The organism is Nocardia panacis, from assembly GCF_003598715.1.
Classification (GTDB): Bacteria; Actinomycetota; Actinomycetes; order Mycobacteriales; family Mycobacteriaceae; genus Nocardia; species Nocardia panacis.
On sequence record NZ_QZFU01000023.1, the window covers coordinates 145,334 to 169,652 of the forward strand.

Annotated in this window: 24 protein-coding genes and 1 riboswitch; of the genes, 17 read left to right on the plus strand and 7 right to left on the minus strand. The window is 67.3% G+C overall.

The annotated features are described in order from the left end of the window. The first annotated feature begins 57 nt into the window (after positions 1-57). Entirely contained in the window at positions 58-321 is a 264-nt protein-coding gene (locus D5S18_RS35805) for a hypothetical protein (RefSeq protein WP_239003882.1), read from the plus strand. A gap of 17 nt (positions 322-338) precedes the next feature. On the opposite strand, the gene D5S18_RS35810 is transcribed toward D5S18_RS35805, so the two are convergent. From D5S18_RS35810 to D5S18_RS19655, 4 genes are all read right to left on the minus strand, one after another. Continuing rightward, positions 339-923 (minus strand): Rv1733c family protein, encoded by a 585-nt coding sequence (locus D5S18_RS35810; protein WP_239003883.1) that lies wholly within the window; start codon positions 921-923, stop codon positions 339-341. Next, positions 920-1,567, minus strand: coding sequence for a TetR/AcrR family transcriptional regulator (locus D5S18_RS19645; protein WP_120042516.1), 648 nt, complete (start codon positions 1,565-1,567; stop codon positions 920-922). The genes D5S18_RS35810 and D5S18_RS19645 overlap by 4 nt, the downstream gene beginning before the upstream one ends. 164 nt (positions 1,568-1,731) lie before the next feature. After that, positions 1,732-2,703 (minus strand): Sco1979 family transcriptional regulator, encoded by a 972-nt coding sequence (locus tag D5S18_RS19650; RefSeq protein ID WP_500797139.1) that lies wholly within the window; start codon positions 2,701-2,703, stop codon positions 1,732-1,734. A 52-nt stretch (positions 2,704-2,755) separates the two neighbouring features. After that, the gene (locus D5S18_RS19655; protein ID WP_120042517.1) at positions 2,756-4,123 is read right to left on the minus strand and encodes a lipase family protein; all 1,368 of its coding nucleotides are present in this window, start codon (positions 4,121-4,123) and stop codon (positions 2,756-2,758) included. 1,071 nt (positions 4,124-5,194) lie between these two features. Here D5S18_RS19655 and D5S18_RS19660 point away from each other — a divergent pair. Continuing rightward, complete coding sequence (locus tag D5S18_RS19660) at positions 5,195-5,503, plus strand: hypothetical protein (RefSeq protein WP_120042518.1); 309 nt, start codon at positions 5,195-5,197, stop codon at positions 5,501-5,503. A 97-nt stretch (positions 5,504-5,600) separates the two neighbouring features. On the opposite strand, the gene D5S18_RS19665 is transcribed toward D5S18_RS19660, so the two are convergent. After that, positions 5,601-6,488 carry a Sco1979 family transcriptional regulator gene (locus D5S18_RS19665; RefSeq protein WP_120042519.1) on the minus strand — a complete coding sequence of 296 codons (888 nt, stop codon included), beginning with the start codon at positions 6,486-6,488 and terminating at the stop codon, positions 5,601-5,603. An 88-nt stretch (positions 6,489-6,576) separates the two neighbouring features. Then, the gene (locus D5S18_RS19670) at positions 6,577-6,801 is read right to left on the minus strand and encodes a DUF397 domain-containing protein (RefSeq protein WP_120042520.1); all 225 of its coding nucleotides are present in this window, start codon (positions 6,799-6,801) and stop codon (positions 6,577-6,579) included. A 487-nt stretch (positions 6,802-7,288) separates the two neighbouring features. Between D5S18_RS19670 and D5S18_RS19675 the strand changes: the two genes are divergently transcribed. The 15 genes from D5S18_RS19675 to ligD all read left to right on the plus strand — a co-directional run bounded on the left by D5S18_RS19675 (position 7,289) and on the right by ligD (position 23,465). Then, complete coding sequence (locus tag D5S18_RS19675; protein ID WP_120042521.1) at positions 7,289-8,086, plus strand: SAM-dependent methyltransferase; 798 nt, start codon at positions 7,289-7,291, stop codon at positions 8,084-8,086. Positions 8,087-8,290: 204 nt separating this feature from the next. Next, positions 8,291-8,524 carry a hypothetical protein gene (locus D5S18_RS19680; protein ID WP_120042522.1) on the plus strand — a complete coding sequence of 78 codons (234 nt, stop codon included), beginning with the start codon at positions 8,291-8,293 and terminating at the stop codon, positions 8,522-8,524. Positions 8,525-8,666: 142 nt separating this feature from the next. After that, positions 8,667-9,779 carry a PucR family transcriptional regulator gene (locus D5S18_RS19685; protein ID WP_120042523.1) on the plus strand — a complete coding sequence of 371 codons (1,113 nt, stop codon included), beginning with the start codon at positions 8,667-8,669 and terminating at the stop codon, positions 9,777-9,779. 79 nt (positions 9,780-9,858) lie between these two features. Further along, on the plus strand, positions 9,859-10,293 hold the full coding sequence (locus D5S18_RS19690; protein ID WP_120042524.1) for a CBS domain-containing protein: 435 nt from the start codon (positions 9,859-9,861) through the stop codon (positions 10,291-10,293). 209 nt (positions 10,294-10,502) lie between these two features. Next, positions 10,503-11,714, plus strand: a complete 1,212-nt coding sequence (locus D5S18_RS19695) for an aminotransferase class V-fold PLP-dependent enzyme (protein WP_120042525.1) — start codon at positions 10,503-10,505, stop codon at positions 11,712-11,714. After that, entirely contained in the window at positions 11,711-12,970 is a 1,260-nt protein-coding gene (locus tag D5S18_RS19700) for a heavy-metal-associated domain-containing protein (protein ID WP_120042526.1), read from the plus strand. Before D5S18_RS19695 ends, D5S18_RS19700 begins: the two co-directional genes overlap by 4 nt. Then, the gene (locus tag D5S18_RS19705) at positions 12,967-14,535 is read left to right on the plus strand and encodes an alanine racemase (RefSeq protein ID WP_120042527.1); all 1,569 of its coding nucleotides are present in this window, start codon (positions 12,967-12,969) and stop codon (positions 14,533-14,535) included. Before D5S18_RS19700 ends, D5S18_RS19705 begins: the two co-directional genes overlap by 4 nt. Next, the gene (locus D5S18_RS19710; protein WP_120042528.1) at positions 14,535-15,848 is read left to right on the plus strand and encodes a pyridoxal-phosphate dependent enzyme; all 1,314 of its coding nucleotides are present in this window, start codon (positions 14,535-14,537) and stop codon (positions 15,846-15,848) included. Before D5S18_RS19705 ends, D5S18_RS19710 begins: the two co-directional genes overlap by 1 nt. A 75-nt stretch (positions 15,849-15,923) precedes the next feature. Then, the gene (locus D5S18_RS19715; protein WP_120042869.1) at positions 15,924-16,559 is read left to right on the plus strand and encodes a TetR/AcrR family transcriptional regulator; all 636 of its coding nucleotides are present in this window, start codon (positions 15,924-15,926) and stop codon (positions 16,557-16,559) included. Between the two features lie 88 nt (positions 16,560-16,647). Then, a riboswitch (M-box (ykoK) riboswitch) is annotated at positions 16,648-16,818 on the plus strand. Between the two features lie 130 nt (positions 16,819-16,948). Beyond that, positions 16,949-17,662, plus strand: a complete 714-nt coding sequence (locus D5S18_RS19720; RefSeq protein ID WP_120042529.1) for an MgtC/SapB family protein — start codon at positions 16,949-16,951, stop codon at positions 17,660-17,662. After that, positions 17,659-19,395 (plus strand): ABC transporter permease, encoded by a 1,737-nt coding sequence (locus D5S18_RS19725; RefSeq protein ID WP_120042530.1) that lies wholly within the window; start codon positions 17,659-17,661, stop codon positions 19,393-19,395. The genes D5S18_RS19720 and D5S18_RS19725 overlap by 4 nt, the downstream gene beginning before the upstream one ends. Positions 19,396-19,429: 34 nt before the next feature. Beyond that, the gene (locus D5S18_RS19730) at positions 19,430-20,773 is read left to right on the plus strand and encodes an ABC transporter ATP-binding protein (protein WP_120042531.1); all 1,344 of its coding nucleotides are present in this window, start codon (positions 19,430-19,432) and stop codon (positions 20,771-20,773) included. A 125-nt stretch (positions 20,774-20,898) separates the two neighbouring features. After that, entirely contained in the window at positions 20,899-21,267 is a 369-nt protein-coding gene (locus D5S18_RS19735; RefSeq protein WP_120042870.1) for a cold-shock protein, read from the plus strand. 117 nt (positions 21,268-21,384) lie between these two features. After that, a complete protein-coding gene (locus D5S18_RS19740) occupies positions 21,385-22,467 on the plus strand; it encodes an ATP-dependent DNA ligase (protein ID WP_120042532.1) in 1,083 nt (360 codons plus the stop codon). Further along, positions 22,464-23,465 (plus strand): non-homologous end-joining DNA ligase, encoded by a 1,002-nt coding sequence (ligD, locus tag D5S18_RS19745; RefSeq protein WP_120042533.1) that lies wholly within the window; start codon positions 22,464-22,466, stop codon positions 23,463-23,465. Before D5S18_RS19740 ends, ligD begins: the two co-directional genes overlap by 4 nt. Before the next feature lie 37 nt (positions 23,466-23,502). On the opposite strand, the gene D5S18_RS19750 is transcribed toward ligD, so the two are convergent. Further along, a complete protein-coding gene (locus D5S18_RS19750; protein WP_120042534.1) occupies positions 23,503-24,195 on the minus strand; it encodes a DUF4190 domain-containing protein in 693 nt (230 codons plus the stop codon). Positions 24,196-24,319: the final 124 nt, after the last annotated feature.

Below are 24,319 nucleotides of genomic sequence, written 5' to 3' on the forward strand. Positions count from 1 at the left end.
CCGCCGCTTTCATCCCCGACGACGCCGCAGGCATCGAAACCGTACTTCGACCAGCCGATGACCCGCCTGGCACGCTCGCTCTACCCGGCACCGTGGCGATACAGCTTCGACTGGTATCCCTCCGGTTCGCCGTGGCGCGCCTGCCACTGCCTCGAACTGCCCTTCGTACTGGGCACGGACACCGCTTGGGCCGCCGCGCCCATGCTCGGGGGCGGGCGACCACCGGCACTGGTCGCCGAGGTGCGCGGGCACTGGATCGATTTCATCCGGCACGGCGACCCCGGCTGGGCTGCGGGCACCACCCACCACTTCACCCGCTGACAGTCGGTCGGGCGGTCTCAGCCTCGGTTGCCCCAGAGCAGGTCGGCGGTGACCCATTCCGTCTCCCACTGCCGCAGTCGCCTGCGGTCCAGGGCGTAGCGCAGGCCGAGATAGCCTGCGACGCAGACGGTGAGGACGCCGAGGACCGCGCCCGAGGTGAGCAGGACGGCTTTGCTCGCGGCGCGCGACTCGGCGGGCGGGGCGACCGGGTTTCCGGATTCGTTGAGCCAAATGGTCAGGGTCGCACCGGGTTTGACGATCTTGGTGGACGAGTAGTCGGCGGTGCGCTCGGTGCCGTCGGGGGCGCGCCATGCCACCCTGGTCGGGGTGATGGGTGAGTAGAGCGGGGCCTTGCCCGCCTCGATGACCAGGGCGCTGACCTGGTGCAGTTTGGCGGTCTCGGCTTGGACCGCTCGGTTCTCGGCCGCGTAGACGCTGCCGCCGACGAGGAATACGAGCAGCGTCGCCCCGATCAGGAAGGCGAGCGTCAGCACGATCCCACAGGTCGACTGCACGCGATCTTCCCTGCGGCGCATCGGATTTCGATCGAATCCCGCCCTGCGGCAGGTGCGGCGCAGGACGCTCGCCGAGTGATCGGTCATGATCGTGCCTCCTCGCATTGGGATTCGGCCGCCAACTGCGCCAAGGTGTCGAAATAGCCCGCGATGTGGGCGGGCAGCGTGGTCGGATCATCGCCCGCGGCCCAGGTCTGCAATGCGGCGACGAGCAGGGCCGAACCGACCGCGACGACGGTCGCCGGGCGGTGGTCCAGCACCGGGTCGACCGCCAGGCGGGCGGCCAGGATGCGGCGGGATTCGGCCTCGGCCTCGAGGCGGATGCGGTGGTAGGCGGCGAAGAGCGCCGGTTCCTCGGACAGCCGCTGGAACAGTTCCCAGCGGCGGACCAGTTTCGGATCGCCGGGACCGGCGAACGCCGTGCCCAACCAGTGGTGCACGGCGGTGCGGTACGCGGTCAGCGGGGATTCGTAGGGCGGACGTTCGCGCAGGAATTCGTTGAACAGGTGCACGTCCTGGTCGATATCGCCGAGGACGGCGGCCTCGATGGAGGCGAAGTGCCTGCTGAAGGTGCGGCGGGTGACTCCGGCGCGCAGGGCGATCTCCTCCACGCCGACGGCGTCGAGCCCGCGTTCGGCGAGCAGCTCGAAGGCCGCGCGCGACAGGGCTTCTCGACTGCGCAGCGTGCGCAGCCTGCGTCCGTCCAGGTCGACTTCGTCGTCGGTACCCATATCCGCAGCTTACCACCTATTGTCTCAGTGAGACATTATCTAGTCGAGACTCGGATCACTCTTATCACAGGGAATAGTCGGGCGGCGGCGAAAACCGCCGCACTGTCACCGGGAAGTCGTCAAGTGGTCTCGGGAAGGCCGCTCGGTTCCGAAACGAACGTGCGTCACTCCGATTCGGACGGGCGGTCCAGAATCGGCTGGTGTCGTTCGGTGAGCGCACGCAACAGCCCCGCGGTGTACTCCGGCTGCGCGGCATGCACCGAGAGCTTGTTGACCACGGTGCGATACGCGTCCAGATCGGCGCGCTTGTCCAGATACAGCGCGCCGGTGAGCTGCTGCAGATACACGATGTCGGGCAGGTCGGGCTCGGCGAAGCGCAACATGGAGAACGCGCCGTCGGCCATCGTCGGCCCGGCGACGTGATCGGCGAGCACCTGCACGGTGACATTGGATTGCTCGATCGCCTCGAGCAGATATTCCAACTGCGCGCGCCACACCATGGTGCCGCCGACCTGTCTGCGCAGGGCGGCCTCGTCGACGATGGCCCACAGTTGCGGCGGCTTGGGCCTGCGCAGAATGTGCTGGCGGCGCACCCGCAACCGCACCCGCCGATCGATCGCGCGCGGCGACTCGTCCGGATGGGCCAGCGTGAGCAGCGCGCGGGCGTAGTCGGCGGTCTGGAGCAGCTCGGGCACCGCGCGCGGCTCGTAGCAGCGAATGAGCTGCGCGCCTTGCTCCAACCCCAGATACATGTCGAACCACTTGGGCAGCCAATCGTTCTCGCGATGCCACCACCCGGAGGCATTGCCCGCCTTGGCCAGCGCCGCGAATTCCGCGCGCTCGGCCGGATCGGTGACCCCGTAGAGCGTCAGCAGATCGTCGAGATCGCGCGAGCGCAAACCGACCCGCCCGAGTTCGAGTCGGCTGATCTTGGAATGCGAACCACGGATGGCGTCGCCCGCGTCCTCCCTGGAGATCCCGCAGCCTTCCCGCAACCGCCGCAGCCGGGCTCCGACCACCATGCGCAGCACCGTGGGACCACCGTCCAACGGTGGATCGTCTACCTCGAAGCCGGGGATATCCTCGCGATGTCGTACCTCGAAGGGCCGCATAACCCGAGTCTGCCATGTGGACATGCATTGTTTCTATGGCCGAATGGCCCTTCGCCCCAAGCTTTTCGGCGTCCGGTCAGCATTCGTTCGGTGCGGGCTCGCCGCGCAGCCGCGCGTCGAGCCACCCGATCGCCCCCGGATAGCCGAGCGCCGCCGCGAGCACATGCTCACCGAAGACGCTCCGATAGACCGAGGGGACCCCGAGCGCGCACTGCTGCGCGTACAGCTCGCGGGCGCCCGCGGCGGGTATCCAGAACTCCTGCTCACCGTTGTAGATATAGAGCGGCACAGCCGATTTCAGGCCCGCCATCCTGGTCACCGCGTAGATGTCGGCGGCCAGCGGCGAATGCAGCGGGTCCGGGATATCCGCGCCGATATCTATGGGCAGCATGAGCACGCCGGGCAGCGCGAACACCCCGGCGCAGGTGTCCTTGAGCGGCGAACTGGTCACCCACTGCGCCAGATTGTTCATATGCGCCAATATTTCCGGGCGCTCCCGGCCGATCCCGAAGACCGCCCCCATGAACACCCCCGAGGCCAGGTTGGCGTTCATGCTGCGGGCCAGCAGCTCGAAGTCGGCGGGCACCCCGCCCAGCGCCGCGCCGACGATCGACCCGGCCAACTCCGGGGCGTACCCCTCGATCAGCTTCACCGCGCCGTGGGTGGCGATGGCGCCGCCCGAATAGCCCGTCATCGCGAAACCGCTCGCACCGAACTCGTCCGACCGCAGCTCGCGCACCGCGCGAATCGCGTCGAGCACGATATGTCCGGCCACGATCGGCTCGGCGTAAGCCATCCACGGACCCTCGTGATCCGGGATGAGCACCGCGTAGCCGCGCAGGGCGGCCAGTTGGGTGGTGGGCGGAACGAAATCGGTGAAATTGCTGGAGACGAGGGAAAACCCGTGCGCCAGCGTGTAGCTCGGATCGCAGGCGCGGCCGAGCGCGTCGATCGGCAGATTGTTCACCACCACCGGACGGCCGCCGGGACCCGACCACGGGGTGGCGGGGACGACCAGTGTCGCGGTGCCGAAGGATGGCGCGCCGTGCGCGTCGGTGCTGCGGAACTTCAGCAGCGTCGCCGCCGCGATGGGCACGAGGACCAGCGGCGCGGCGGACGCGGTGATATCGCGGACGGCGAGGATCTCCCCCGGCGCGTGCGCGGCCAGGTCGTCGGGCCATTCGTCGAAGATCGGATCGCCCACATCCATCGGCAGGGTCGCCGCGCGCAGTGCGGCCAATTCTGGTGGCAGTCCGGCCGATCCCGCCGGGGGTCGCGGTCCGAGGGGCGGGATGGGTGGCGGCGGGATGAGCTGATCTATCAGATCCGGGAGGCCGGGCAGGGTGAACTGCGGCGGCGCGATCGGCGGCGGTTCGGGTTCGGCCGCGGCGGGTGCGGCGACGAGCAGGGTCAGGGCAGCCGTGATGGCGAGAAGGCATCTCATGGCGATCTGCTCTCTTGGTGGCGGTGTCGGGTTCGCCTGGCCCCCGGAGCGATGCGGCCTTCTTCCCTCGAAATGCCCCCGCTCGCACCGGGGCCAGAAGATCAGGCTATGTGTTGGCGGGAAATGTCAGGCCGGACGCGGCCACATCGCAATCATTCGGTTGTCGACCCGTAAGCCTGCGCCGAACCGCCGGGTGCGGATATCGCGAACCTTGGCGACCCGCTGTCGATTCGACGCGACGCGATCGACGGTGGACGGATCGTTCCCTTTTCGACGAATGCGAATATTCGATGTGAGGCTTTCACATCGAATCGGACATTCGGCAACCCGGACGTCAATCCCGAGCCGGGAAAGGAACACGTTCTCCGGGTCGCTCTTCCCGGTATGGGACGAAAACCCCTGCGGAGGACGCTCTTCCAGATCACGACTCGGCCGCGACGATCGCGCCTCCGCTCGCCGGTGCGCGACACGCCGATCGGTAACACGATTTTCGATGATCGAGGTCGTCCGCCCACAGCATCCACTCGGCGAAGGTTGCCGCAGCGTTCGCGGATCCGTACCGGCGACCCAAACCAGCGCTGCCACACTGGAACTCAACCCTCAACACCCCGGTTGTCCGGGATGTCGCCCGAAAGATGCTCTGCCCGTAGTATCGTTAGCCACAGGTTCGCCATACAGGCTGAGTTTGTTCGAGTTAGCTTGGCGTACTTACCCTTTCGCGACACACCCGAAGGTAACGATCATGTCACCGAAAAACCCGGCGGCGCAGCGGGAAAGATGCCGACTGGTCCTTGCGAATCCGCCCCCCGCGGGCCGATCGACGCATCGTCCCAGCTCGTCGGGCAATTAATAAACCGTCCAGTCGGAATCGCGATCCCATTTTTTCGGTGAACGCGAATTATCCGCTGCGCGAAGACAATCGCCCGTGCAGATGTACTTGCAAATGAAAGGTGCTCCGACCTAAACTCAACGCGCAGAGCTATACAGGGGACAACCAGGGGAAGCCGCGCTGGCGAACCAATGGCCTTTGTCGCCATGGGTTTGCTACCGCCAGACATCAGGGGCGTTCGCATGGAACAACCACTTCCCGGCGGCCGGGTCGGATTCGCCGAGGCCGCACTGGCCGACTATCCAGTGAACGGTAGAAATATGAGCACACCGTCTACTACTCGAGGCGATCACCGGACCGCCGTCCACGATCGGGACTCCGCAGTCGCCTTCGTCATCGATGCCGTCGAATCCACGGGTGCGGCCACCCGGCACGACTTCGACATCGACCGGATTGTCAGCACGGCACACGCCTTCGTGGACGACTGGGATATCCAAATCCTCCAGCCCGCCACCTTCTGGCGTATCGCCGCAGGCTGCATTCGTCAATAGCGATTCGCCGATGGCGGCTGCGGATTCGCCGAATCCGCAGCCGAGGACGAGTCGGGCCGCGCAGCGGATCTGCTGCGCGGCCCGACTCGTCTTGGCTTCAGAGCCGGTCGGCGTACTCGGCCAGGATCTCCAGTGAGCGATCCGGTCGCTCGGACTGCACGCTGAGCCGGTCCATGACCGACAGGTACAGCGCCAGATCCTGCCGCCGATCCAAATACAGTGCGCTGGTGAGATGTTCGAGATAGACGATATCGGGCAGTTCGGACTCCGCGAAACGCAGAATCGTGAACGAGCTGCCCGCCGCGGCGTGCTCCCCGGCGGAATAGGGCAGGACTTGAATCGTCACGTGCGGTAATTCCGCCAGCTTCATCAGGTGCTGCAATTGCTCGCGATGGACGCGGGGACCGCCGACATGACGGTGCAGCGCGGCCTCATCGATCACGGCCCAGACCACGGGCGGATCGATGCGATACAGAATCTCTTGCCGTTTGGCACGCACCTCGACGCGACGATCATTGTCGGCATCCTCGTAACCGAGGGACAGCACCGACCGTGCGTACTCGGGGGTTTGCAGCAGACCGGGAATCAGATGCGCCTCATAGGTGCGAATCTTGGTGGCCGCCTGCTCCAAACCGATGTAGGTGCCGAACCAGGATGGCAGCAGATCACTGTATCTGTGCCACCATCCCGGCTCGTTGGCCTGGCGGGCGAGCTCGAGGAACATCTCGCGTTCCGCGGGATCGACCACGCCGTAGAGGGTCAGCAGGTCGCGAATATCGCGTTCCTTGAAACCGGTGCGGCCCAGCTCCAGACGGCTGATCTTGGCATGCGAGCCACGGATGGCGTCACCAGCGGCCTCGCGGGTGATACCGCTCTCTTCCCGTAGCTTTCGCAACTGTGCGCCCAGCGCGATCCGCAGCACGGTAGGGCCGCGTTCCGCGATGGCCGATTGCACCCGGCCGTCGTCATCCGGTTCAGCGATCATTGAGTTCGTCTCCGATACTCGGGGTTGCCCACAGTGTGTCACAACCACCTGTCGCGAAACACACCGCACCGATCGCCTATGTTACCGCTCAGCTAGCCAGATAGTCGAACTCCCCGGCCTTCGCGCCGCGTAGAAACGCGTCGATCTCCGGACGGGTGTAGTAGAGCACGGCCCCTTCGGGGTCGCGCGAATTCCGTACGGCGACATGGCCGTTGGTCGTCTCCGCGACCTCGACGCAGTTGCCGCCCATTGATCCGCTGAACGAACTCTTCCGCCAACCACTTGCGATCACGGGTGCCGTTGTGTCCGACATATCCCACTCCTAGATGTGCGCCAGTGAGAGATCTTTACCGAGTCGGTTTTGCAGATGCACTCTCAGATGTTCTTGCATTTGCACCGACATCTGGACCATAGCACGAAGCACCCCCTGTGGCACAGGGGTTTTCGGACCCGACGGTCGGGTCCGGCGGCACCGGCGGAGGGGCTGTCCGGACCGCCGCGCCGCCGCCGACGGCGCCGCCGTGCGGGCCGCGACCGGCCGCGGGCACGGCGCGATCCGTGCGGGCGCGAGTGCGCCGCGATGCACGGACTGCGACATCGCGCGCGCTATCGCCGCAGGCAATCGCCGCGGGTGCGCGGTGCGCGTTGCACGGGCACGCTCCCCGCTCGCACCCGACCGAGTGACCCGAATCTTGTAGTGTCACACGGCAGATCGGATCTATCCGTCATATGCGACACCCGCCGGAATTCGGTCGAACGCGGCGGATCGCAGCACTGCCATCGTCTAGGAGCCCTTACATATGTCCGACGAATTCGCCCCACTGATCCGGACCGATATCCCCCACTCCGCGCGCATCTGGAACTACTGGATGGGCGGCAAGGATCACTACGAGATCGACCGCGTCGCAGGCGATGCGGGCATCGCGGTCGATCCCGACATCACCACCATGGCCGTGCAGTCGCGGCAGTTCCTCATCAGGGCGGTGCGCTATCTCGCGGGCGAGGTCGGCATCGACCAGTTCCTCGATATCGGCACCGGCCTACCGACGATGCAGAACACCCACGAGGTGGCCCAGTCCATCATCCCCGCGGCCCGAATCGTCTACGTGGACAACGATCCTCTGGTGCTCACCCACGCGCGTGCGCTGCTGACCCGCACCACGGACGAGGGCGTCACCACCTATATCGATACCGATTTCCATCATCCGGAGCGAATCGTCGCCGATGCGCGCAATGTTCTGAATATGACCCGACCGGTCGGTGTCATGTTCATGGGCGTTCTGGGACACGCCGAGACCTTCGACGAATTGCGGCGCATCGTGCACACCGTGCTGGACGCGACACCTTCGGGCAGTCACCTCGTTTTCTGGGATGGCACCACCGACGACCCGGCGTATGTCACGCTCTGCGAGAACTACACGAAAACCGGCGGCGCGCCGTACACCCCGCGCCCGCGTGCCGAATTGCTTGCGGTATTCGACGGACTCGACCTTGTCGAGCCGGGATTCGTCCAGATCAATCAATGGCGAATCGATGCGGCGCGGGTCGGTGTCGCGGGTCCGCTCGCGGCATGGGGCGGGGTGGCTCGCAAACCGTAGGGTCTTTTTCGCAAAAGCGCTGCGCCACACCGACAGTCGGTCACCGGCCGGTTACGGCGACAATTCGGCGCCTGCTGGTCGTTCGTGCAAATGTACTTGCATTTGCAAGCGACAGACGCATAGGATTGGATCCGTAATCGGGGCGGTGCGCAGGGAGTTCGAGCCGAAGCGCACGCCGAATCGGGCATCAGCGAGGGCGGTCGGATGAGCCAAGCATTTCGCACTCCCAGCGGTTCGGCCGTCATCGACGGTGCGGGCGGGGAATCCATACGGCTGCACGCGGTTCCCGATTTGCCGATTACCGACTGCGCCAGCGAACCGCCGGTTCTCACCTATCGTCAAGCGCGCGATATTCTGCGCGCCCACGAGGTGCACGGTCCGCAATGCAGGCAGTGGCTCGCCGCCGCCGCCTACCTATCAGCCGGTTTGGACGACTAGCGAATAGTCCGGCCCCAATCGGCTTGCGGACCGGCATCGGATCCCGGCGAACGCTGCCCCGCCGAATCGCGCTTTCGTATAGTGAGGCGCACGATTCGGGCGCAGCAGTATCACGCCCGCCGTGCCACTGGAGCGAATGCGTATGACCTACACCGCGCTCGACCTGTCCGCCGAATTCCCGAATTCCGCGCCGCTCGACGATTCGGCGCGCCGCGTCCGCGCGCTCGCCGCCGAATTGTTCGACCGTGCGCGCCTACCGGGTGCGGCGGAACTGACGCAACTGCGCGCGGCCGCGATCGATGCGGCCCGCGCCGGGACGGCACTGTCGGTCCTGGTCCGCGCCTGCCACGAGGGTGTGCGGCGCGCCTTCGATCGGCGCGCGGCGGGTCTGCCCGACGCGGTGTCCCCGGCCACCGTCCTGGCGCTGGACCTGTTGGCCGCGCTCAGCGCCGCCATCGCCGATGCCTACCTCGACGCGCACTGCCTCGCCGCACGCGAACAGCAAACCGCCGCACAGACTTTGGCCTCCGCACTGCTCGGCGGCCGGGGCGGCGCGGCACTGGCAAGGCAGACGGGCGTCCGCGTCGCGTCCGCGTATCAGGTTGTCGCACTGGCCATCGCGGAACATCCGCGCGAGAACGGCCGCTTCTGCGATGTCGGCTCGGCCGAGCACGCACGGCTGCGACTGCTGCACGACGGGTTGGCCCGCCTCTTCGACGGACGCGCGCTCAACCTGCTCGGCGCCCGCGGCGGCACCCTGCTCATCCCCGCGGACGCCGCCGCGCTCACCCCCGAGACGTTGACGGAGTTGGCGGGCGAGGCGGGCGTTGCGCTCACCGCCGCCCTGGTCACGGCCGAGGCCGCGCGCGTCCCCGAGGCCGCCGACCAAGCCCACGAGCTGTTGGAGTTGGTGCGCGCGAGCTGCCGCCCACCGGGTCTGTATCAGATGAGCGATCTCGCGGTCGAATATCAGCTCACCCGAGGCGGTCCGGCCACCCGTCGCCTGGCAGCCATCCTCGAACCGCTCGACGCGCACCCGGAGTTGTTCGACACCGCGCGCGCCTACCTGGGCAACGATATGAACCGGCAGCTCACCGCGCGCCAGCTCTACATCCATCCCAATACCGTCGACTACCGGCTGCGTCGCATCGCCCAGCTCTCCGGGATCGACCTGGCCACCGCCTCCGGGATCTCCCAGGCCGCGATCGCACTGCTCGCCCGCGATCTCGACCTGCGCTCCCGTTCCGCCCCGTAACGGATTCGTGCTGGTCACGAACCGGTGACATTTGCGATCCTGGATAGGCCGGGGGCCTGTCCCGAATAGGTGATGAGAAATGCAGATAGCCGAGATTCTGCGCAGCAAGGGCAGCGATGTGGTCACCGTCGCGCCGCACACCTCGGTCCGCGCGCTGCTCGCCACGCTGGCCGACCACAATATCGGCGCGGTCGTCGTCTCGCCCGACGGATACCGCATCGCGGGCATCGTCTCCGAACGCGATGTGGTGCGCAGCCTGCACACCTGCGGCGCGGACCTGCTCGACCTGCCGGTCGAATCCATCATGACCGCGGTGGTGCACACCTGCGCGCCGGAGGATCCGGTGGAGGGCCTGCGCCGCACCATGACCGAGCATCGCATCCGCCATCTACCGGTGCTCGCGCAGGGCCGACTCGTCGGCATCGTCAGCATCGGGGACGTGGTCAAGAGCGCCATCTCCGAATTGGTCGGCGAACGCCAACATCTCGTGCGATACCTGCAGGGACAGTACTGACGCCGGTTCGATTCGCGCTCCCAAAGGCATTGCGGGCGTGAAACCTTCGAACGCCATGCGAATTGTGCGTATCGTGGGTGAGGTCCAGGCGCATCCTGGCGCGTCCTGTCGAGGGGAGCGTTGTCTTGCGGTCTTCTGCGGTCTTGCGGTCATCCGCGGCGCTGCTCTCCGCTGCGGTCCATGGGCCTTCGCCCCATTCGATCTCGGCGATGCGCGCGCTGTTCCCGGCGCTGGCGGAGGGGTCGGAGGTGTACCTCGACAGCGCCGCCACCACGCAGAAACCGCTGCCGGTCATCGAGACCATCCGCGCCTATCACGGCTCGCGCACCGCGAATGTCGGGCGCGGCGGGTACCCGTGGGCGGCCGAACTCACCGCGCGGCTCGGCGAGATCCGCGCGCACACCGCCGAATTCCTCGGGGCGGCCCATCCCGACGAGATCGTCTTCACCGGGGGCGCCACCGCCGCGCTCAACGCGGTCGCGCTGTCGTGGGGTCTGGCGAATCTGCGCGACGGCGACGAGATTCTGTACAGCCCAACCGATCACGAGTCGAATGTGCTGCCCTGGCTGCATTTGCGCGGCCTGCTGGCCCGCTTCGGGCGGCACATCGTCCTGGTGCCGTACGCGAGCACGGTCGACGGCCGGGCCGACACCGCCGATATTCGCGCCAAGCTCACCCCGCGCACCCGGCTCGTCACGGTCAGCCACGTGCACCATGTCTTCGGCGCGTGCAGCACTTTGGCGCAGGTGCGCGAGGCCCTCGAGCCGCACGTGCTGCTGTGCTTCGATTGCAGCCAGAGCGGTGGACACATCCCGGTGGACGTCGTGGCGCTGCGGGCCGATTTCGCGATCCTGGCCGGGCACAAGATGTTCGGCGCGCCCGGCACCGGTGTGCTGTACTGCGCCCGTCGCGTGCACGAACAGCTGGACCCATTCCTTCCCGGTGGTAATTCCGGTGTCGCGGTGGATGATTCGGGTCTGATCCGCGCGGGCATGCCGGAACTGCTCGAGGGCGGGACGCCCAACATTCCCGGCATCCTCGCGCTGGGCAGCGCGCTCGAGGTGCTCGACGAATTCGGCGTCGAGGAGATCGCCGCACATAATCGGGATCTCACGCTGCGGCTCATCGATGGTCTGCGCGGGGTGCCCGGCCTGGACTTCCTACCCGGTCCCGCGTACGGGGCAGGCGGTGTGGGCTACGGCATCGTCTCGTTCACCGTCGAAGGTATCGCCGCGGCCGATCTGGGTTTCGTCCTGGGCGAATTCGGCTTCCTGGTGCGCGCGGGCGCGCAGTGCCTGCCGCATCGGGCCGATGAGCCGGGGCCGGACGCGATCCGGGTCAGCACCCATATCTACAACACGGCCGAGGAGATCGACCGGTTCGTCGCCTGTGTCGCGACCATCGCGCGGGAGGCTCGATGAACCGGGACGGCGCGTCCGGCTACGACCGCAGGGGCGCGTCCAGGGTGCTGGCCGCGCTCGCCGAACCCGGCCTGTTCGCCACGCCGAAGACGGGCGGGCCGCGTCGGATCGAATACACCGCCACCGCGCTGCGCACCGAACCCGACAGCCATCTCACCCTGTCCCAGCGGCTGTATCTCGAGCGGTTCATGCGGCCGTGCCGCGCGTATCAGGTCACCAGCGCGACACACCGTCTCACCTGGACCGACGGCGACGGCATCCCGAACACCGGCCACTACCGCGCCGACGGACTCGGCCCGCTGGTGCCCATCGCCGCGCGCGAGACGGTGCTCGCGCTGTGGCACGCGCTGGCCGCCAATACGGGCCTGACCCAGCGAATCGGCGCGCTCGGCGACCGGGAGCACGCGGTGCTGGCGGCCACCACCACCGATCACGAACCGCTCGAGATCTTCCGGGTCGGCATCGAGGCCGCCGGGCGCGCGCTGGCCCAGCACGCGCTGCTGGCCAGGCAGACCCCCTATCGCAGCGCCGCCGAATTCGCCTCGGGCCTGCGCGAATCCGGGATCTTCGCGGCGGTCGCCACCCGCTGGTACTGGGAGTTGCAGGCGTCCACCTATCGGCGCGGCATGATCCCGGTGACGCTGGCGACCCAACCCGACGGCACCGTCCGCTACACCGCCGAGTCGGTGGCCACCCTGCGCGCCATGAAGGACGCCACCATCGCCGAGGCGCACACCGTCATGCGGCGGGCGCTGCGCGTCGAAGGGCTCGGCGTCGCCGCGGCCATCGCCAAATATCACGAGGATCTGGATCTGATCTCGCGCCAGTACGCGCTGCTGCCCTCGAGCACCCGCCCCGCCTGTCTGGCCGCCATGCCGCATCATCTCGGCGGGGCACACTACAGCATCCTGCCCGCCGTGGTCGATCATTTCGTCGCGCTGTTCGTCGAGATCGCCGCCGGATGCGAGATAGTGTCCGCGCCCGTCGATTTCGACGAGCTGTCCGACGATTCCGCCGACCCGGACGACCAGATCTTCTACGTCCCCGACATGACGTGCAAACACTGCGTGCGAACGATCACGAGCGTGTTGGAGTCGATGGGCATCCGGGTGCGGGAGATCGATCTCCTGAGCAAGCGGGTCGTCGCCGAGTTCCGCAGCCCGCGCAATCGGGCGCGCGCCTTCGAGGCCATCCGCGACGGCGGCTACAACCCGGTGGCGGACAAACCGCATCACCCCTCGGAAAGCACCGTATGACGGACTCGCCACCCGCCCTACCCGCCGAGATCCATCCCCTGGTGCGCGCCTTCCTCGACTCCCCCGGCGCCGTCGAAGACACGCTGATCCGTTTCGGTTCACCCGCGCACCTGGTCTTCCCGCAGGTCTTCGCCGAGAATCTGAGCGCGCTGCGCGCCGTACTCGATCGACTGGCACCGTCACATCGAATCTGCTACGCGCACAAGGCGAATCAATCCAGGGCCTTCGTCCGCACCGCCGAGCACGCGGGTATCGCCATCGACGTGGCCTCCCCACACGAACTGGCCAGTGCGGTCGGGGCGGGTTTCGGACCGATGCGCATCGAGGTCACCGGGCCGAAGGGCGAATCGTTCCTGCGCGATCTCATCGACTGCGGGGCCACCGTCAATGTCGACAATCTGTGGGAGTTGCGCCGCCTCACCGAACTGGCAGGCGACCGCGCGAGGGTGTCGGTCCTGCTCAGGGTCTCCGGTTTCCCGGACACACCGGTCAGCAGGTTCGGCGTGCCGGTGGCGCGGATCGACGAGGCGCTGGATCTGCTGTCGGCGCATCGCCGCCGGATCGCCTTCCACGGCTTCGCCTTCCATCTCGACTCCGGCGAATCCGCCGAGCGGCTGCGGGCCTGGCAGACCTGCCTCGAGCTGATCGAACTCGCCTACGCGCGGGGTCTGACACCGACGGTGCTGAATATGGGCGGCGGGCTGCGCCAGGTTTTCACCGCCGACGCCGACCGTTTCCACGAATACGTGCACGCGCTGCGCGAATCGCTGCTCGGCCGCGGCGAGCCGATGAGCTGGGGCGCGAACACATTCGGCTACCACATCGAGGACGGGGCGGTGCGCGGCACACCGGTCTTCCACAAGTACGGCAATACCGTCACGGCCGCCGCCATGCTCGCGGACCTGCTCACCGCGCCGCTGGATCGACACGGCGGCCGCACCGCGGCCCAAGTGGCCGCCGACAACCTGCTCGAGCTGTGGCTGGAGCCGGGCAAATCGCTGGTCGACCACGCCGGGATCACCGCGGCCAGAGTCGAATTCACCAAGGAGCTCGAAGACGGCACGGTGCTGGTCAACCTGGACCTGAGCCGGGATGCGGTGACCCCGGCCGATCAGGAGGTGATGGTCGACCCGCTGGTGCTGCCCAGCGGCGCGCATCGACCGCCGACCTCGGGGCGGCGCGCGCCGCTGCGTGCCGGGGACACCTTCCCGGTGCTGGAGCCGGTGCGCGAATCCCGGCCCGTCGGCGTGTATTTCGCGGGCAGGCTGTGCCTGGAGCGGGATCTGATCACCAACCACAAGGTGTGGTTGGCCGAATGTCCGCGACCGGGCGATCTGGTGGTATTCCCGAATACCGCCGCCTACCACATGGATCTGTCGGCCGCCTCGGCGAGTATGCATCCCCCGCCGCCGAAACTGGCGGTGGCACATCGGGCGGGCAGTTTCCAGGTCTATCGCGACCACGACTACGAACCGCTCATTCCGGTCGGTCTGCCGCCGCCGCGCCGCCTGCCCCGACTCCCGCCGCCCCATCGAATCGCCCCCTCCGAGTATCGAGGCCCGTGATGCGCTACGACCACATCACCGAATTGATCGGCGGCACACCCCTGCTGCGCCTCGATCCGCGCGTGCACGGGCTGGCCGGTGTCGAGCTGTACGCGAAGCTGGAGTCGCACAACCCCTTCGGCTCGGTCAAGGACCGGGTGGCCTGGGGCATGATCCGCGACGAACTGCCCGAGATCCGGGCCGAGGGTCGCACGTTCATCGAGGCGTCCAGCGGCAATACCGCCAAGGCGCTGCGGCTGCTCGGCGCGCCCGCGGGCATCGGTCTGCGCGCGGTGACCAATCGGATCAAAGTGGCCGAGGTGCGCGATCTGCTGCTGCTGCTCGGCACCGAAATCGTGGAGTTGCCGGGGCTTTCCGAATGTCCGGACCCGACCACGCCCAACGACGTGTACTCGGTGATCGAGGCGACGCTCGCGAAAAGTCCCGGCGCGTACCATCATCCGTCGCAGTACACCAACGAGAAGAATGTCGCGGCGCACTACGAGGGCACCGGCCGCGAGATCCACGAGGACCTGCCGCGCGTCGACTATCTCATCGGCGGGCTGGGCACCACCGGGTCCACTCGCGGCGCGGCCGGTTACCTGCGCGAGCAGAATCCCGAATTGCGCACGATCGCGGTGGTTTCCGAGCGTTCGGACTTCATCCCCGGTATTCGCTCCGAACACGAGATGTGGGAGGTGGGCCTGTTCCAGCCCGACTTCTACGACAGGATCGTGAGCATCGAGGCCGGACACGCGATCGAGGCCACCTTGGCGCTGGCCACCGGCTACGGCGTGCTGGCCGGTCCGACCAGCGGCGCGAGCTATGCCGCCGCCTTGGAAACCCTCGGCGCGCTGGATCTCTCATCCCGCGACCCGGAGGATCCGCTCGTCGCGGTATTCATCGTGTGCGACCGGCTCGAACCGTACCTGTCCTATATCAAGAAGCGCAGGCCGGAACTGTTCGGCGGGACCGAGCGGCGCACCGCCCCCACGGCCGACGAACTCGCCGCCGCGCCGCGCCTGGCGCCGCTGGAGTTGGCCGAACTCGATCGCGTCGGCCGCCCGACCATCGTGGACACCCGAGGTTCGATGGCGTACCGCATCGGCCACATTCCGGGCGCCCTCAATATCCGCGACGACCAACTGGACGAGATGTTCGTCCACGGCGTGCCCTTCCCGATCTCGCGACCGGTGGTCTTCGTCTGCCCGGTCGGTGAATTGTCGACCCGCTTCGCCGCGCTGGCCCGGCGCGCCGACTACGAGGCGGCGACCCTGGCGGGCGGGATCGCCGCGTGGCGGGCGGCCGGTCTGCCGCTCGAGCGGGGCGTTTGACTGCTTCCCGCTGAGCGGGCGATCGAACACCCCCGATGAGCGGGCGATCGACTACAGACCCACTACTGTATGCCCGTGCGGACAGGTCAGGATTCCACCGACGATGCGGGGGCGCGGATCTGGGGCGGGACCACCCTCCCCGAGCGCAAGCGCGCCCGTCGCGCCGCGCTGCTCGAGGCCGCCCTGGATCTGATCGGTGAGGCGGGTGCGGCCGGGGTCACCATGCGCGCGGTCTGCCGCCGCGCCAACCTCACCGACCGCTATTTCTACGAGAGCTTCATCAGTCGCGACGAACTGCTGGACGCGCTGTATCGGCAGGTGGCCGAGGAATTCCTGGCCCCGATGACGGCCTTCGCGGCCACCGAGGACCCCACCGCCGATCGCGCGCTGTCCGAGGCGCTGGTGGACAAGGTGCTGGCCGATCCGCGCAAATCCCGGCTGTTCCTGGTCGAACCGTATTCGAGCACCGGCCTCGGACAGACCACCATCGCGGTCATGCCGGTTTTCACCAGGGTGCTGCAGGACCATCTGTTCGCCAGGATCGAGGATCCGGTGCGGCGCAGACTGGCCGCGCTCACCATGGCGGCGGGCAATGCCGGCATGTTCGCGGCCTGGCTCAATGGTTCGTTGCGGGCCAGTCGAGAGCAGATCGTGGACCACCTGGTCGCGGCGCTCGCCGCGTATCGCACGCTATACCGAATCGAATCCTGATCTTCGCCCAACCACCACATTATTTTTCGGTCACCCGATATCTCCGACTTGCCCCCTCGACCGTCCGGGTGTTTACTTGCCGCAGCAGGGTGCTCATCGTTCGCTGAGGCTCCTGCACGGATACAGGCCAGCGACCCCGAACGTCGAGAGACGCCCCGGGTCAGGACAGGTCTCCCCGGCTTAAGGGGTGACCCCGATTGGCTCCCGAATTCCTCGGGTTCACGCCGTGCAGTGCCAAAGGTCTTACGAGGAGAGCGGCCATCTCCACTCGACGCGGGACCCTGTTCGCCAATAATTCACCCGGTGAGAGCTGTGAGCAGGCGACTGCGGACCGATCGGCCCGTAATCTGCTGATCTGACGGTGCGCCGGTCGGTCGAGAGAGAGCGTCATGACAACACTGGAAATGGTGGTCCGCCTACTCGCGGGCGTCGGACTCGGCACCGTGATCGGATTCGAACGGCAGTACCGATCCAGGGGTGCGGGCCTGCGCACCAACGCGCTCGTCGCCGCCGGGGCCACGCTGTTCGTGCTGTTGTCGGCCAATGGATTCGAAGGCAACAGCGCCGACCCGACCAGGGTGGCGGCTCAAATCGTCTCCGGTATCGGTTTTCTCGGCGCGGGTGTGATCATTCGCGACGGTTTGAATGTGCGCGGACTCAATACCGCTGCCACGCTGTGGTGTTCGGCGGCGGTGGGCGCGCTCGCGGGCGCGGGCATGCTCACCACGGCGCTGGCGGGGACGGTCGCGGTGGTCGCGGTGAACATCGCGCTGCGCGCCGCGGGCCGCGCCGTCGACCGACATCCCGAATCGGTCGAGGAGCAGGCCGCGTCGTATGTCTTCGTCGCGGTGACCAACGATGAGAACGAGGCGCATGTGCGTGCCCTGCTGGTGCAGGCGCTGACCCGCACCGATTTCCGGTTGACCTCGGTGTCCAGCGCGAATTCCGGCACACCGGGTCGGGTCGAGGTGCGGGCCGAACTGGTCGGCGACCAGCGCGACGACCGGCAGATGGAGTCGGCGGTGAGCAGGTTGAGCCTGGAACCGTCGGTGACCAGCGTCGGCTGGCATATCTCGGTCGGCGCGGACGAGGCGCAGTCATGACACTGCTGCGCTCATTCCCCTCCCGCGATGTGCTGGACCGCCCGAAGGCGCGCGTGGCCGACGCGCTGGTCTTCGCGGGCGCGGCGGTGCTCATCTTCCTGATCGTGCGGGTCTCGGCCGGGGCGAATGTGCCCTTCGACGTGAACGCCGCCCCCGCGACGGTCTCCACCGATCCGGCCGAACTCCCCTACTACGCGGCGCGCTCGCTGCTGCGCATGTTCGCGGCGCTGGCCGCCTCGATCCTGTTCACCTTCCTCTACGCGACGGCGGCGGCCCGGTTGCGGCGGGCGCGCGCGGTCCTGCTGCCAGCGCTCGACATCCTCCAGTCGGTGCCCATCCTCGGCTTCCTTTCCATCACCGTCACCGGATTCATCGCGCTGTTCCCCGGTTCGCAACTGGGTCTGGAGTGCGCATCGATCTTCGCGATCTTCACCTCGCAGGCGTGGAATATGACCTTCGCCTTCTACCACAGCCTGGTCTCCCAGCCGCGCGAACTGGATGAGGCCGCCCGCAACCTGCGGCTGTCGCGCTGGCAGCGGTTCTGGCGGGTGGACGCGCCCAGCGGCATGATCCCGCTGGTCTGGAACGGAATGATGAGTTTCGGCGGGGGCTGGTTCTTCCTGGTGGCCTCCGAGGCGATCAGCGTGAACAACCATCAGTTCGCGCTGCCCGGTATCGGCTCCTACGTGGCGACCGCGACCGGTGACAAGGATCTGGGCAAGGTCTTCATCGCCATCGGCGTCATGATCGTCATGGTCGTGGGGGTGAACTTCCTGTTCTGGCGTCCGCTCACCGCGTGGGCGGAGCGGTTCAGGGTGGAGGAGTCCGAGGCGGCCGAGGCGCCGCGCAGCGTGGTGCTGAACCTGTTGCGCCGCTCCAACATTCCCGATCTGCTCGGCAAGGTGTTCGGACCGCTGGTCGCGCCGATCGACCGGGCCATGAGCGTCTTCGGGCTGGCCGAGCATCCGCTGCACAGCTCGTCCACCCGGCGCCGGGCGGGCGATATCGTCTTCGCGGTGGTGGTGGCGATCTTCCTCGCCTGGGGCGCGTACCGCGTCGTCACCTACATCAACGACACGGCGGGCTTCGGGGAGGTGGCGCACGCCTTCGGCCTCGGCCTGCTCACCCTGCTGCGGGTGGTGGCGCTGCTGATCGTGGCCACCATCGTCTGGGTCCCGATCGGCGTATGGATCGGCCTGAACCCCAAAGTGTCCCGGCTCGCGCAGCCGGTGGTGCAGGTACTGGCCAGCTTCCCGGCCAACTTCCTGTTCCCGCTGGTCACAGCGGTGCTGGTCTGGAGCGGAGCAAGCCTGAACTGGGCCAGCATCCTGCTCATGGCGCTGGGCGCGCAGTGGTACATCCTGTTCAATGTCATCGCCGGGGCCAGCGCGGTGCCCAACGATCTGCGCGAGGCCGCCGCCAATCTGCAACTACCGCGAAAACTGTGGTGGCGCAGGCTGATTCTGCCCGCCATCTTCCCCAGCTACGTCACCGGCGGGATCACCGCGGCGGGTGGGGCGTGGAACGCCTCCATCGTCGCCGAGGTGGTCGACTACGGCTCGACCACCCTGGTCGCGGCCGGTCTGGGCGCGTACATCAAACAGGCCACCTCGGCGGGCGATGCGCCGCGCATCCTGATCGGTGTGCTGGTGATGAGCGTGTTCGTGGTCGGCATCAACCGATTGTTCTGGCGCAGGCTCTACGCGCTCGCCGAGCGGCGGTACTCGCTGTGAACGGCACGCCCATCCGCACGACAGGAGCTCAGTCATGACCGCGAACACCACGACCACCGGCGAGGTCCTGCTCGACATCGCCGATGTCGGCAAGCATTTCACCGGTGCGGCGGGCGACGACCTGCGGGTGCTCGACGGGATCGACCTGCAATTGCGCAGCGGGGAGATCGTGGCGCTGCTGGGCCGCTCCGGATCGGGCAAGTCCACGCTGCTGCGCATCATCGCCGGACTCATCGCGCCGTCGAGCGGGTCGGTGCGCTACCGGGGCCGCGAACTCAATGGCGCCAATCCCGGTGCGGCGCTGGTCTTCCAGTCCTTCGCGCTGATGCCGTGGCTGAGCGTGCAGGACAATGTGGAACTCGGCTTGGCCGCGCGCAATGTGCCGCCCGCCGAGCGGCACCGGCGGGCGCTGGCGGCCATCGATATGATCGGCCTCGACGGCTTCGAGAGCGCCTACCCCAAGGAACTTTCCGGCGGTATGCGCCAGCGCGTCGGCTTCGCGCGGGCGCTGGTGCTCGAACCGGATCTGCTGCTCATGGACGAGCCGTTCTCCGCGCTCGATGTGCTCACCGCCGAGAATCTGCGCACCGAACTGGTGAACCTGTGGGGCACAGACGATTTCCCCACCAAGTCGATCTGCGTGGTGACGCACAACATCGAGGAGGCGGTGCAGTTGGCCGACCGGGTGCTGGTGCTCGGCTCCAATCCGGGCCGCATCATCGCCGAGGTCGCGGTGCCGCAGACCCGGCCGCGCGATCGGCGCGCCCCCTGGTTCGAAGCGCTGGTCGATCAGATCTACGGCCTGCTCACCGGCCGCGACACCCAACCGGCCGCGCCCGCACCGGATCTGGCCACGCCCACCGCGCGGCCGCTGCCCGAGGCCACCGTCGGCGGTCTGGCCGGTCTGGTGGAACTCGTCTACGCCAATGGCGGCCGGGCCGATCTGCCCGATATCGCCGATGAACTCAATTTCGAGATCGACGACCTGCTGCCACTGGTCGACGCGGCCGCCATGCTCGGTTTCATCACCGTCGAATCCGGTGATCTCATCCTCACCGAGATCGGTGGCGCCTTCGTCACCGCCGATATCCAGGAGTCCAAGCAGATCTTCGCCGAACAGGCCCGCCACCGCGCCCCGCTGGTGCGCACCATCTGCAAGGGGTTGGCGGGCAGTAAGGACGGGTCGCTGCGCGCGGGTTTCTTCCTGGATCTGCTGCGGCGCGGCTTCTCCCCCGAGGACGCGCGCCGTCAACTCGATCTGGCCATCGACTGGGGTCGCTACGCCGAACTCTACGACTACGACACCGATTCCGATCAGATCACCGCCGATCCGGCCGCGAACGTCTTCGAAGGCGTGCGCGGGAAATGGGCATCGTAGTAGCGCCATACCGGCAACGGGACACCTCAAATGGCGCTTTCCTCCGACAGCGGAGATAGCGCGGGCTACAGTGGCCGGGTAGCGACGGCGACGAGGAGCGGGGTTTGGTGTCCATCGGGAAATTGGTGTCGTTCGACAGCTCTCGGGGATTCGGATTCATTCGGCCGGAAGATGGTGGGCCCGATGTGTTCGTCCATGTGAACGACATCGGGTTGGACGAGGACGAGCTGCGCCAGGGGCGGATGTTCGAATTCGATGTCACCGAGGGTGATCGGGGACCCAAGGCGGTCAATCTGAGCATTGTGGCGGGCCAGCCCCCGGTGCCCGCCACACGGCACAAAAAAGACAAGAGTCAGCTATCGGCAGGCGAACACAAGCGGCTGATCACCGAATTGTTGCTGGATGCCAGTCCGGCGCTCACGGCGGGTGAGATCCTCACGATTCGCGACCGACTCACCGCCTTCGCCGAACAGCACGGCTGGCTCGACGGCTAGTTCGCAGCGAATTCACGAACCTGTCGGGGGCCGCGCCTACGATCACTTCGAAACGCACCGATGAATCGATGCCGCACACGGCGTCCATCCCGGTGAGATGTTCCGAAGGAGGATCGCGTGGACCTACCCGTGCCCCCGCCCGTCCGACCGATGCTGGCCAAATCCGCGCCCGCGGTGCCACGCGAACCGGGTCTGAGTTATGAACCGAAATGGGATGGCTTCCGCTGCGTGGTATTTCGCGACGGCGACGAAGTCGAACTCGGTTCCCGCAATGACAGACCGCTCACCCGGTATTTTCCGGAGGTCGCCGAAATGCTGAAGTCGGCACTGCCCGACAAATGCGTGGTCGACGGGGAAATCGTGGTCGTCACCGCGGGCGGACTGGATTTCGACACCCTGCAGAATCGGTTGCATCCCGCAGCGTCGCGGGTCAACAAACTCGCGGTCGAGACACCGGCGAGTTTCGTGGCGTTCGATCTGCTGGCTCTGGGCGATCGGGACCTGACGGGCGAACCGTTCCTGCAGCGACGGCGATTGCTGGAGCAGGTGCTCGACACCACCCCCGCGCGGGTGCATCTCACGCCGACCACGCAGGATCCCGATGTGGCGCAGGACTGGTTCACCCGGTTCGAGGGTGCGGGCTTCGACGGTGTCATGGTCAAGGCCAACGATCTGGCGTACCTGCAGGACAAGCGGGTCATGCTCAAGGTCAAGCACGAGCGCACCGCCGACTGTGTGGTCGCGGGTTTCCGCTGGCACAAGGACGGCGAGGGTGTCGGTTCGCTGCTGCTGGGCCTGTTCGACGACGAGGGCAGGCTGCATCATGTGGGAGTGGCCAGCAGTTTCACCGCGGCCCGCCGCCGCGAACTGGTCGAGGAGCTGAAACCGTTGCGCGACAACGCATCGGCCGATCATCCGTGGCGCGAATGGGCAGATGCCGCCGCCCAGGCCAAGGCCGAGGGCAAGATGCCCGGCGGGGTCAGCCGGTGGACCGGCGGCAAGGATCTCTCGTGGGAGGCGCTGCGCCCCGAACTGGTCGCCGAGGTGCGCTACGAGCATGTGCAGTCCGGTCGGCTGCGCCACGGCGGCAGGCTGGTCCGCTTCCGGCCCGACCGCACCCCGCGGTCGTGCACCTACGCCCAATTGGACGAGGTCGCCCCGGCCGAGCTGAGCACCCTGTTCGCCGAGGCCCACAAATGAGCGCGGCGGTGGACATCGAGGTCGATGGCCGGGTGCTCACCATCAGCAATCCCGACAAGGTCTACTTCACCAAGCGCGGCGAGACCAAACTCGACCTGGTCCACTACTACCGGGCGGTGGCCGAGCCATTCCTGGGCGTGGTGCGCGACCGGCCGCTGCTGCTCGAACGCTATCCCGACGGGGCCTCCGGCAAATCCTGGTTCCAGAAGCGGGTGCCCAAATCCGCGCCCGACTGGCTGCGGACAGTGGAGGTGTCCACCCCCAACGGCACCACCAGCGACGCGCTGGTGGCCCACGACCTGGCCCACATCCTGTGGGCGGTGAATCAGGGCTGCCTCGGATTCCACGTGTGGCCCAATCACATTCCCGATCTGACCATCGCCGACGAACTGCGCATCGACCTGGACCCCTCCCCCGGCATCGGCCTGCCGGAACTCAAACGCGCCGCCGTGCTCACCCGAGAGTTGTTCGCGGAGTTGGGCATCGAATCGCGGATCAAGACCTCGGGTTCGCGCGGGCTGCACATCTACGTGGCGCTGGCACCGAAATGGGACGGCTACCAGGTGCGGGCCGCCGCGGTGGCACTGGCCCGCGAACTCGAGCGGCGCCATCCCGAACAGATCACCGCGCAGTGGTGGAAGGAGCAGCGCGGCTCGCGCGTGTTCATCGACTTCAATCAGAACGCCCCGCACAAGACGGTTTTCGGCGCGTGGTGCGTGCGACCGAAGGTGGGCGCGCAGGTTTCCACGCCGATCGACTGGGACGAGTTGGCGGCGGTCGTCCCGGAGGAGTTGACGATGGCCACCGTGCCCGCCCGGCTGGGGGCGCTGGGCGATCCGTGGGCGGATCGGGTCGCACAGTCCATCGCGCCGCTGCTGGAGATGTCCGAGCGCGATATGGCCGCCGGACTCATGGACGCGCCGTGGCCGCCGCAGTATCCGAAGATGCCCAATGAACCGCCCCGCGTGCAGCCCAGCCGTGCGAAAAAGGCGGAGTGAGCAGCGGATTCACTGGATACCCCTGGCCTTTTCGGGCTCACTCTGTCCAAGGCACCCACATGGCATTGCGCCCCTGCCCCTCGCAGACCAGCGCTTTGCCATCGGTGGTGCGCGCCGACTTCTGGCCCGTGGGATCGCAACTGGTTCCGGTCTGCTGCACACCGCCCGCCACGGTATAGGGACCGGCCCAGCGGTAGCCGCCATTGACACCGGATTTGAACAGGCAGATCAGCGTGCCGCCGTCACCCGCGGTGCCGATCAACCCGACCTGATTCTCCGCGCAGACCTGCCCCTTGGCGGGTGTGCCCGCTTCGGCGACGACCGGGGTGCTGCTCGCGGCGGCGCTGGTGGTCGGCGGCACGATCGCGGGCGTACGCACCGCCTGCGGCGCCGTCGCGGGCGCGGTCTGCGCGCGATCGGTGCGATTGACCAGATCCCGCAGGCCGTTTCCGCCGAGGACCACGAATCCGACCAGCGCCGCCACCTCGAGCAGACCGATCAGCAGCGCGAAGACGGCCAGTCCGCGCCCGCGCGGATGGCTGAACGAGACGAGTCCGAAAACCAGTGCCACCGGGAATAATCCGAGCAGCGCCGCGACCAGCGCGATAATCGCGTACGGATTGACGATCGGCGCGCGCTGCGGCTCCTCCCATTCCTCGGACTCCCAGTCGCGCCCGCGCGGGGCGACCTCCGGCCAGCGCTCGGTAGCCCCGCGTTCGGTCCGTGCCATTGCCAGGTCCCTTTCACATCCACACCACGCAGGAACCCCGGACCCACACATCCGCCCGCTTCCCGACCCACAATAAGGGCGTTCGGCGCGGACATCGACAAAAACCATCCAACCCTGAACAAAT